The sequence below is a fragment of the Aeromicrobium sp. REDSEA-S32_B7 genome (assembly GCF_001626145.1).
Taxonomy (GTDB): Bacteria; Actinomycetota; Actinomycetes; order Propionibacteriales; family Nocardioidaceae; genus Aeromicrobium; species Aeromicrobium erythreum.
Genome location: NZ_LUNF01000156.1, coordinates 1 through 9,595 on the forward strand (window position 1 = coordinate 1; position 9,595 = coordinate 9,595).

Here is a 9,595-nt window from a genome sequence, read left to right on the forward strand (position 1 = left end):
GGGCAGGACCGTCTGCCGCTGTGGCTGGCAGGTGAGGGGCGGGTGGGCGAGGGTCCCGACGACGTGCGCGTCGTCAGCGTCGACGGCGGCGTGCCCGACCTCGACGCGCTCGCCGCCGCCACGCGCGCCGACCGTGCCGTGCGCGCGACGGTCGCCGACGCCGACGGACGCCTCACGGTGGTCGCGCCGCGCTCACGGGCGACCACTGCGGCGCTGGTGGGGGAGACCCAGGACGAGGTGGCGGCGATCGCCGGCGTGACGACGACCGTCGACGGCACGACCGGGACCGCCCGCGTCATCGTGCTGAACCCCGACCTCTTCGCCGACATGGACGCACGGGCCCGGCAGGTCGTCATCACCCACGAGGCGGCCCACCTGCTCACCGGCGCGGTGGGGACGTCGATGGTCACGTGGGTGGCGGAGGGCTTCGCCGACTACGTGGCGCTGCGCCGCGACGACGCGCCGCTCGCCGTCAGCGCGGGGCAGGCGCTCGCTCAGGTCCGGGCCGACGGTCCGCCGCGCACCCTGCCCGACGCCGACACGTTCGCCGCAGCGGGCGGGCACGGGCTGGGTGCCGTGTACGAGTCGGCCTGGCTCGTGTTCCGCATGCTCGCGCAGGAGCGCTCGAACGAGAGCATCGTCGCCTTCTACGAGTCGGTGCGCGACGGCGCCGACGTTGACGACGCCGCACGGCGTCACCTGGGGCTCAGTGTCGCGCAGATCACCACGCAGTGGCGGGCCTACCTGGAGAAGAGCGCCTCGACGGTGTCGTGAAGGTCGCGCAGCACCGCGGTGCGCTTCACCTTGAACGACGGCGTGAGGTAGCCGTTCTCCTCGGTCCAGTCCTCCTCGAGGATCACGAACTTGCGGATCGACTCGGCCTGGGAGACCAGCGAGTTCGCGTCGTCGACCGCCGACTGGACGGCGGCCTCGAGCTCGGGGGAGTCCAGGGGGCCGTCCCATGCCTCGCGGTCGATGGTGACGAGCGCGGCGATGAACGGCTTGCCGTCGCCCACGACGAGGCACTGGCTCACGACGGGGTGCGCCCGGACCCGGTCCTCCAGCACCGCCGGGGCGACGTTCTTCCCGCCGGCGGTGACGATGATCTCCTTCTTGCGGCCGGTGACGCGCACGTAGCCGTCGTCGTCGACGTCGCCGAGGTCGCCGGTGGCGAACCAGCCGTCGGCGTCGAGAGCGGCGGCGGTGGCCTCGTCGTTCTCCCAGTAGCCGTGGAAGACCTGCGGGCCGCGGAACAGCAGCTCGCCGTCGTCGGCGATCCGCACCTCGGTGTCGGGGAACGGGCGGCCGACGGTCCCGACGCGCTGGGCGGTCGGCGTGTTGACGCACAGGGCCGCGGTGGTCTCGGTGAGGCCGTAGCCCTCCAGGACGGTCACCCCGATGCCGCGGTAGAAGTGCGCGAGCCGGTCGCCGAGGGGCGCGCCGCCGGAGATGGCCCACTCGGCGTGGCCGCCGAGCGCCGCCCGGAGCTTGCCGTAGACGAGCCGGTCGAAGAGGGCGTGCCGCGCGGCGAGCACCGGCCCGACGCGCTTCGGTGCGCCGCGACGTGTCGTCGCGTCCTGCGCCTTGCTGTAGGCGATGGCCGTCGCCACCGCGCGGTCGAAGATGCGGCCCTTGCCGTCGGCGTAGGCCTTCGTGCTGGCGGAGTTGAAGACCTTCTCGAAGACGCGCGGCACGGCGAGCACGAAGGTGGGCTGGTACTCGCCGAGGTCGGCCACGAGGTCCTTGACGTCGGCGGTGTGCCCGAGCCGCGCGCCGGAGCGGATGGCGCCGACCTGGATGATCCGCGCGAAGACGTGCGCCAGCGGGAGGAACAGCAGGGTGGAGGCACCCTCGCGGCCGAACAGCTCCGGCAGCCGCTCGAGGGCGCCGCCCAGCTCGGCGCGGAAGTTGCCGTGCGTGAGTCGGCAGCCCTTCGGCCGCCCGGTCGTGCCCGACGTGTAGATGAGGGTGGCGAGCGAGTCGGACGTGAGCGTCGAGCGCGCCTGCTCGAGCTGCGCGTCGTCGACCTGCGACCCCTGCGCGCGGACGGTGTCGAGGCCACCGTCGTCCAGGGACCAGACGTGCTGAAGGGCGGCCGTCGTCTGGCGCACGGAGTCGACGCGCTCGCGGTGGTGCGGGCTCTCGACCACGGCGGCGACGGCGCCGGAGTCGGAGAGGATCCACGAGATCTGCTCGGCCGAGGACGTCTCGTAGATCGGCACCGTGACGGCACCGACCCACCAGATCGCGTAGTCGACCAGCGTCCACTCGTAGCGGGTGCGCGACAGCAGCGCCACGCGGTCGCCCGGTCGCACGCCCGCGGCGAGCAGACCCTTGGCGACCTCGACGACGTCGGCGTGGAACGCGCCGATGCTCACGTCGGACCATCCGTCGGGCCCGCGGCGCGCCAGGGCGACCGCGTCGGGGTCGCGTGCGAGCCGGTCGAGGACGTCGTCGGTCAGGTTGCCCTGGTCGGTCGACGCCGGCGAGGCGGCGGGGACTCGGGTGGCATCGTCCGCAGCAGTCACGTAGCGCAGGCTACTCGCCGTCGACGCCGCACCGGAGGCGTGGGGCGGCGGCGACGCGCCGTCCCACTACGATGAGGATCCGACCGACCGAGGAGGGCTGCATGGCGCGCACGACCAGCGACATCGTCATCGATGCCGCGCCCTCCGCCGTCATGGCGGTCATCGCCGACTTCGACGCCTACCCGGCGTGGGCCACGGGCGTGCGCCAGGCCGACGTGCTGGCCACCGGCGCCGACGGACGCGCCGACCACGTGCGCTTCACGCTCGACGCCGCACCGATCCGCGACACCTACGAGCTGCTCTACACGTGGGACGGCGACCGGTCGGTGTCGTGGCGTCTCGCCGAGAAGGCCACGGTCCTGACCGCGCTCGACGGCACCTACGCGCTCGCGGTGGTCGACGGCGGGACGCGGGTCACCTACCAGCTGGCCGTCGACGTGGCCGTGCCGTTGCTCGGCACGCTCAAGCGCAAGGCGGAGAAGGTCATCATCGACGCGGCGCTGAGCGGGTTGAAGCAGCGGGTCGAGAGCCTTGCCTGAGGACGAGGTCGGGTCCCTCGGGCAGGAGACCCTGAAGCTGCTCCGCGCGCTTGCCGTCGACACCGAGTCGGTCGCCGACGCCGTGCGCGACGCACCGGACCCCGACGCCCCGGAGACCGAGGCCGGGTCGCAGCACGTCTGCACCACGAGCTGGTGCCCCGTGTGCCAGGTGGTCGGCTTCGTGAAGGACAACCCCGAGGTGGTCGAGGAGGTCGCGCTGGCGGCCCTCCACCTCGCCCGGACGGTGCGCGACGCCTTCGAGGCCGCCACCCGCACGGCCGCACCGGCCGACGACGAGGAGGAGACGCGCCCATGACGGGTCAGCGCAGCACGGACCGCCCGCCGACCCTCGGCGTGGGCGTCGACATCGGTGGCACCAAGGTCGCCGCCGGGCTCGTCGACGCCGACGGCACGATCCTCGACAGCGTCTCCGAGCCCACCCCGGCCGGCGGCAAGATCGCGGCGCTCGTGGCCGACCTCGTCGACCGCCTGCGCGAACGTGCCACGGCGCCGGTCGCCGGCATCGGCGTGGGTGCGGCGGGCTTCGTCTCCGCCGACCGCTCGACGGTCACGTTCGCGCCGAACATCGACTGGCGCGACGAGCCCCTCGGTGCGGACATCGCGCGGCTGCTCGACCTGCCGGTCGTCGTCGAGAACGACGCGAACGCCGCGGCGTGGGGCGAGTACCGCTTCGGTGCCGGCGCCGACTCCGACGACCTGCTGCTCGTGACGATCGGCACCGGCGTCGGTGGCGGCGTGATCCAGGACGGTGACCTCGTGCGGGGCGGCTTCGGCGCCGCCGCCGAGGTCGGCCACCTGCGGCTGGTGCGCGACGGCCGGCTGTGCGGGTGCGGCCAGCACGGCTGCTTCGAGCAGTACGCGAGCGGCAGCGCCCTCGTGCACGACGCGCGGGAGCGCGCGGCGTCCGACGACCCGACGGCGGCGGCCCTGCTCGCCCGCGCGGGCGGCGTCGACGCGATCACGGGCCCGATGGTCACCGACCTCGCCCAGCAGGGCGACCCCCTGTGCGTCGACCTGCTGCACGACCTCGGCACCTGGATCGGCGAGGGCTGCGCCTCGCTCGCCGCCGTCCTCGACCCCACCGTCATCGTCATCGGCGGGGGCGTGGGCGCGGCGGGCGACCTCGTGCTGGGACCGGTCAGGGCAGCGTTCGAGGAGCACCTGCCCGCCCGCTTCCACCGGCGTGTGGCCGAGGTCCGGCTCGCGACGCTCGGCAACGAGGCCGGCATCGTCGGCGCGGCCGACCTCGGGCGTGCCGCGTCCGACCGCACCACCAGCACGTCGGCCCCCGCCGACCGGACAGGAGACTGACGTGGCGGACAGGCTCGCCGTCGGCATCGACATCGGCGGTACCAAGATCGCGGCCGGCGTGGTCGACGAGGACGGCCGGGTCATCGCCCGCACGCGGCGCGAGACGCCGACGACGGAGCCCGAGGCCGTGCTCGACGCGATCGTCGAGATCACCGCCGAGTTCCGCGCCGAGCTGCCGGTCAAGGCCGTCGGCATCGGCGCCGCCGGCTTCGTCGACGCGTCGCAGTCGACCGTGCTCTTCGCACCCCACCTCGCGTGGCGGCACGAGCCGCTGCGCGACCGGGTGGCGCGTCGCACGATGCTGCCCGTCATGGTCGACAACGACGCCAACACCAGCGGGTGGGCGGAGTGGCGCTTCGGCGCGGCGCAGAACGAGCCCGACCTGGTCCTCATCACGCTGGGCACCGGCATCGGCGGGGCGCTCGTCATCGACGGCCTGCCCTACCGCGGACACTTCGGCATCGCCGGCGAGTTCGGCCATATGCAGGTCGTGCCGGGCGGCAACGCCTGCGAGTGCGGCAACCTGGGCTGCTGGGAGCAGTACGCGAGCGGCCGCGTGCTCGGGCGACGCGCTGCGGCCGCCGTGGCGGAGGGCTCGCCCATCGGCCGACGTCTGGCCGAGGCGGCCGGCGGACCCGAGCGGGTCGAGGGTGCGCACGTGACGCCCCTGGCGGAGTCCGGCGACGAGGAGGCGATCGCCTGGATCGCCGAGGTCGGCGACTGGCTCGGCGTCGGGATGGCGAACCTCGCCGCCGCGCTCGACCCCGGCCTCTTCGTGGTCGGCGGCGGCGTGAGCGACGCCCGCGAGATGCTCCTCGGCCCCGCGCGGGAGGCCTACTCGCGGACCCTGACGGGGCGCGGCTACCGCTCGGAGGCGCGGATCGTCCGCGCGCACCTCGGGCCCGAGGCGGGTCTCATCGGCGCGGCCGACATGGCCCGCCTCACAGCGCGGCGCCGTCGTCCGGCCAATCCTGCTGCCCGGGTCCGTGTTCGGGCAGCTGCGCGATCAGGTAGATCGCCGAAGCGACGAAGGTGAGCGCCGCGCCCAGCAGCACGGGGCGCGACAACCAGCTGCCGCCGACCGTCGCGAGCACGAGCAGGAGGGGCGAGCCCACCAGGCCCGCCCAGGCGGTCGCGCGACCCCGGTGCAGCGGCCGTGCCGGCCCCGGCCGGACGTGGCGGTAGAACTGCTCGTCGACCGGGTCGGGCTGGTCGTCGAGCTCGACCGGCTCGGGCTCGGGCTCCGGCTCTGCGGGCTGCGCGACCCCGAGGGGGAACGGCAGGTCGAGGTCGAGCCGCTCGACGATCGCGTCGAAGGCGTCGCGGTCGCTGCTGCGTCGCGCCTCGCCGTCGTCGTCGGGCGTGCGGTCGTCGCGGTCAGCCACGGTCGACCCCGTCCGTGATCCCACCCGTGATCTCCGCGACGAACGCGGCGGACCGCTCCCGGATCAGCGGGGCGTCGTGGTCGACGGTCGCGACGTGGTAGCTGTCGGTCAGCTCGACCACGGTCAGCAGGTCGGGTCGCACGCCCTCGCGCACGAGCGCCAGGGTGCTGTCGTCGACGACGTGGTCCTCGACGGAGCGGAAGAACAGCACGGGGGACTGCACGCGGTCGAGACCGTCGCGGACGTCGTCCCACAGCTGCATCATCGAGTGCAGCGCGCGCAGCGGTGTGCGGTCGTAGGCGCCCTCGCTGACCCCGGGCTTCTTGATGTCGCCGCCGATCGCGGCCATGGACGGCAGCACGTGCTTGAGCACGGGCACCGCCTTGAGCCGCGGGTCGCGCGACGCGACCGCCGGGTTCACGAGCACCACGCCCGCGACGTCGGCGGGCCGCTGCTCGGCCAGGCGCAGCGCGAGGCAGCCGCCCATCGACAGCCCGGCCACGACGACGGCGTCGCACCGCTCCCGCAGGACGTCGAGCTCGTGGTCGAGGGCGCCGTACCAGTCGCGCCAGGTGGTGCGGTTCATCTCCTGCCACGTGGTGCCGTGCCCGGGCAACCGCGGCACCCGGACGGTGTACCCGCGGTCGGCGAGGTCGCGGCCCCAGTCGACCATCGACGCGGGGGACCCGGTGAAGCCGTGGCTGAGCAGGACACCGACGCGGCCGGCGTCGTGGGCGAAGGGCTCGGCTCCGGGCACGACGGTGGGGGACGGGCTCATGGAACCATCCTCTCCCACGGTGTCGCCGCCGCACACCCCCCGGATCGCGGTAGTGTCCGGGTGACGCTGAGGAGGCGACGTTGTTCTACTGGTTCCTGAAGTTCCTGGCCCTGGGTCCGCTGCTGAAGCTGATCTTCAGGCCGTGGGCCGAGGGCACCGAGAACGTGCCCAAGGAGGGCGCGGTCATCCTCGCGAGCAACCACCTGTCCTACAGCGACTGGTTGTTCATGCCGCTGGTGATCCCGCGGCGCGTGACGTTCGTGGCGAAGGCCGAGTACTTCGAGACCCCCGGCATCAAGGGCTGGTTCCAGAAGAAGTTCTTCTCCGGCGCCGGCCAGGTGCCGATCGACCGGTCGAGCGGGTCCGCCGCCGCCGGCGCGATCGCCACGCAGCTGCGCCTGCTGTCGGAGGGCGAGGTCTGCGGGATCTACCCCGAGGGCACCCGCTCCCACGACGGCAAGCTCTACCGCGGACGCACGGGCGTGGCGCGCATCGCGCTCGAGTCCGGCGTGCCGGTGATCCCGCTCGCGGTCATCAACACCGACGTCGTGGCTCCTCCCGGCAAGGTCTTCGGGCGGATGGCCCGGCCCGGTGTCCGCTTCGGCGAGCCGCTCGACTTCAGCCGCTACGAGGGGCTGGAGGGCGACCGGTTCATCCTGCGGGCCGTCACCGACGAGATCATGTACGAGATCATGCGGCTCTCCGGCCAGGAGTACGTCGACCTGTACGCGCAGGACGCCAAGAAGCGCGACCGCGAGGCCGAGCGCGAGGCGGCGCGGACGGCCGAGCGCGCGGAGTCCGACGAGGTCTGGGACCAGATCAAGCCCGAGTGACGCCGCGTCGTCGCGCCCACCTGCCCGGTCCGGCACTCGTCGTGCGCGGCGGAGGTAGGGCGACGACGATGGGAGCAGGGCCCACAGGCGTCGGGCCCGCGACCAGCGGAGGACGGCGGGCATGAGCGCGTACGAGGGTCACGACCACGACCAGCACGGGACCCGGCGGCCCGACGTGGAGGACGTCTGGTCCTACCCGCGCCCGCCCGCCGTGGTCCCCAGCTCCGAGACGGTCGTCGTCGAGCTCGGCGGCCTCGAGGTCGTGCGGACCACGTCGGCCTTGCGCGTCCTGGAGACGAGCCACCCGCCGACCTACTACCTGCCGATCGCCGACGTCCGTGACGGCGTGCTGCGGCCCGTCGCCCGTCGGACGTGGTGCGAGTACAAGGGGGAGGCGGCCTACTTCGACCTCGTGGCGGGCGACCGCGTGGTGCCCGCGGGCGCGTGGACCTATCCCACGCCGACCCGGGGCTACGAGGTGCTCCTGGACCACGTGGCGCTGTACCCCGCGCAGATGGACCGCTGCACCGTCGACGGCGAGGTCGTGCAGGCCCAGGACGGCGACTTCTACGGCGGCTGGATCACCTCGCGCGTCGGCGGACCGTTCAAGGGTGCGCCCGGCACGCTGCACTGGTGAGCCGGGCGTCCTGCGCCGGGCGTCCCTCGGACGGACGGGTTTCGAGCCGGTGGGGGAGCCGCACTAGACTCTCCTGGTGAGCATTCCGAGCCTCGACGACCTCCACGCGATGGGAGCTGCCCAGCAGCCCACCTACGCCGACCCCGCTGCCCGCGAGCGCGCGCTCGAGCAGCTGCGCCGGATGCCGCCCCTGGTCTTTGCCGGCGAGTGCGACGACCTCCGCGACCGCATGGCCGCCGTGGCCCGCGGCGAGGCGTTCCTGCTGCAGGGCGGCGACTGCGCCGAGACCTTCGAGGGCGTCACCGCCGAGAACGTGCGCAACAAGCTGCGGGTGCTGCTGTCGATGGCCGTCGTCCTGACGTACGCCGCCAGCGTGCCCGTGGTCAAGGTCGGCCGGCTCGCGGGGCAGTACGCCAAGCCGCGATCCCGCGACACCGAGACCCGCGACGGCGTGACGCTGCCGGCCTACCGCGGCGACGCCGTCAATGGCTTCGACTTCACGCCCGAGTCGCGCGTGCACGACCCGCAGCGTCTCGTCGACGTGTACCACGCGTCCAGCGCCACGCTGAACCTCGCGCGCGCCTTCACCACGGGCGGCTACGCCGACCTGCGCCAGATGCACGAGTGGAACAAGGACTTCGTCAAGAACAGCCCGGTCGGCGTCAGCTACGAGCAGGTGGGCGGCGAGATCGACCGCGCCCTCGCGTTCATGGACGCCATCGGCGTCGAGCCCGACGCGTTCCGCTCCGTCGACTTCTACTCCTCCCACGAGGCGCTCATCCTCGAGTACGAGCACGCCCTCACCCGGGTCGACTCCCGCACCCAGCGCTCGTACGACGTCTCCAGCCACTTCGTCTGGATCGGCGAGCGCACGCGCCAGCTCGACGGCGCCCACGTGGAGTACTTCCGCCACATCCGCAACCCGATCGGCGTGAAGCTCGGCCCCACGGCCACCGCCGACGACGCGCTGGCCCTGGCGGCCCAGCTCAACCCGGAGAACACCCCGGGCCGCCTCACCTTCATCACCCGCTTCGGCGCCGACAAGGTCCGCGAGGGCCTGCCCGGGCTGGTCGAGAAGGTCACCGCCGAGGGCGTGCAGGTGGCCTGGGTCTGCGACCCGATGCACGGCAACACCTTCACCTCCTCCACCGGCTACAAGACCCGTCGCCTCGACGACGTCGTCGGCGAGGTGCAGGGCTTCTTCGACGTCCACCGCAGCCTGGGCACCTGGCCCGGCGGCATCCTGGTCGAGATGACCGGCGACGACGTCACCGAGTGCATCGGCGGCGGCGAGGAGCTCGACGAGCACGGCCTCGCGCACCGCTACGAGTCGGTCGTCGACCCGCGGCTCAACCGTGTGCAGTCCCTCGAGCTGGCCTTCCAGGTGGCCGACATGTTGCGAGCCGTTTCGCCCTGAACGAAGAGAAGGACGAAACGCGCGCGAGCAAGGTTGAGGAGCGTCGACGGAGCGACCGAGCTGGCGAGGTCGGACCGTGACGCGTCTCGAAACACCGGTTGGCCCCCTGGGTAGGGTCGCGCCGTGATCGACCTCCGCTCCGACAC

11 protein-coding genes are annotated in these 9,595 nt (G+C 73.3%); 8 read left to right on the top strand and 3 right to left on the bottom strand.

The annotated features are described in order from the left end of the window. A partial coding sequence (locus tag A6Q79_RS10990) for a hypothetical protein (protein ID WP_317698237.1) occupies nucleotides 1–774 on the top strand: 774 nt, incomplete at its 5' end. Here A6Q79_RS10990 and A6Q79_RS10995 read toward each other — a convergent pair. Continuing rightward, complete coding sequence (locus A6Q79_RS10995; protein ID WP_286690367.1) at nucleotides 741–2,528, bottom strand: long-chain fatty acid--CoA ligase; 1,788 nt, start codon at nucleotides 2,526–2,528, stop codon at nucleotides 741–743. The two genes, A6Q79_RS10990 and A6Q79_RS10995, sit on opposite strands and share 34 nt — an antisense overlap. Before the next feature lie 101 nt (nucleotides 2,529–2,629). Between A6Q79_RS10995 and A6Q79_RS11000 the strand changes: the two genes are divergently transcribed. The 4 genes from A6Q79_RS11000 to A6Q79_RS11015 are packed head-to-tail and all read left to right on the top strand — an operon-like array spanning nucleotide 2,630 to nucleotide 5,435. Next, complete coding sequence (locus A6Q79_RS11000; RefSeq protein ID WP_067858342.1) at nucleotides 2,630–3,067, top strand: SRPBCC family protein; 438 nt, start codon at nucleotides 2,630–2,632, stop codon at nucleotides 3,065–3,067. Further along, entirely contained in the window at nucleotides 3,060–3,383 is a 324-nt protein-coding gene (locus tag A6Q79_RS11005; RefSeq protein ID WP_286690368.1) for a hypothetical protein, read from the top strand. The genes A6Q79_RS11000 and A6Q79_RS11005 overlap by 8 nt, the downstream gene beginning before the upstream one ends. Continuing rightward, entirely contained in the window at nucleotides 3,380–4,399 is a 1,020-nt protein-coding gene (locus tag A6Q79_RS11010; protein WP_289016768.1) for an ROK family glucokinase, read from the top strand. Before A6Q79_RS11005 ends, A6Q79_RS11010 begins: the two co-directional genes overlap by 4 nt. A gap of 1 nt (nucleotide 4,400) precedes the next feature. Next, the gene (locus tag A6Q79_RS11015) at nucleotides 4,401–5,435 is read left to right on the top strand and encodes an ROK family glucokinase (protein ID WP_067858333.1); all 1,035 of its coding nucleotides are present in this window, start codon (nucleotides 4,401–4,403) and stop codon (nucleotides 5,433–5,435) included. Here the strand turns inward: A6Q79_RS11015 and A6Q79_RS11020 are convergent. Both A6Q79_RS11020 and A6Q79_RS11025 read right to left on the bottom strand, forming a co-directional pair. Beyond that, on the bottom strand, nucleotides 5,341–5,784 hold the full coding sequence (locus A6Q79_RS11020; protein ID WP_067858330.1) for a hypothetical protein: 444 nt from the start codon (nucleotides 5,782–5,784) through the stop codon (nucleotides 5,341–5,343). The genes A6Q79_RS11015 and A6Q79_RS11020 overlap by 95 nt on opposite strands. Then, nucleotides 5,777–6,562, bottom strand: coding sequence for a carboxylesterase (locus A6Q79_RS11025; RefSeq protein WP_286690370.1), 786 nt, complete (start codon nucleotides 6,560–6,562; stop codon nucleotides 5,777–5,779). Before A6Q79_RS11025 ends, A6Q79_RS11020 begins: the two co-directional genes overlap by 8 nt. Nucleotides 6,563–6,642: 80 nt before the next feature. Here A6Q79_RS11025 and A6Q79_RS11030 point away from each other — a divergent pair, with 80 nt between their 5' ends. From A6Q79_RS11030 to A6Q79_RS11040, 3 genes are all read left to right on the top strand, one after another. Then, nucleotides 6,643–7,395, top strand: coding sequence for a 1-acyl-sn-glycerol-3-phosphate acyltransferase (locus A6Q79_RS11030; RefSeq protein ID WP_067858325.1), 753 nt, complete (start codon nucleotides 6,643–6,645; stop codon nucleotides 7,393–7,395). Between the two features lie 121 nt (nucleotides 7,396–7,516). Beyond that, on the top strand, nucleotides 7,517–8,032 hold the full coding sequence (locus tag A6Q79_RS11035) for a DUF427 domain-containing protein (protein ID WP_067858322.1): 516 nt from the start codon (nucleotides 7,517–7,519) through the stop codon (nucleotides 8,030–8,032). A gap of 73 nt (nucleotides 8,033–8,105) precedes the next feature. Then, entirely contained in the window at nucleotides 8,106–9,449 is a 1,344-nt protein-coding gene (locus A6Q79_RS11040) for a class II 3-deoxy-7-phosphoheptulonate synthase (protein ID WP_369038004.1), read from the top strand. The last annotated feature ends 146 nt before the right edge of the window (nucleotides 9,450–9,595 follow it).

What these genes read in the sequence shown, in the direction of transcription:
- A6Q79_RS11010 (WP_289016768.1), top strand. Translation starts at nt 3,380, where the DNA reads ATGACGGGTCAGCGCAGCACGGACCGCCCGCCGACCCTCGGCGTGGGC.
- A6Q79_RS11035 (WP_067858322.1), top strand. Translation starts at nt 7,517, where the DNA reads ATGAGCGCGTACGAGGGTCACGACCACGACCAGCACGGGACCCGGCGG.
- A6Q79_RS11000 (WP_067858342.1), top strand. Translation starts at nt 2,630, where the DNA reads ATGGCGCGCACGACCAGCGACATCGTCATCGATGCCGCGCCCTCCGCC.
- A6Q79_RS11025 (WP_286690370.1), bottom strand. Translation starts at nt 6,562, where the DNA reads ATGAGCCCGTCCCCCACCGTCGTGCCCGGAGCCGAGCCCTTCGCCCAC.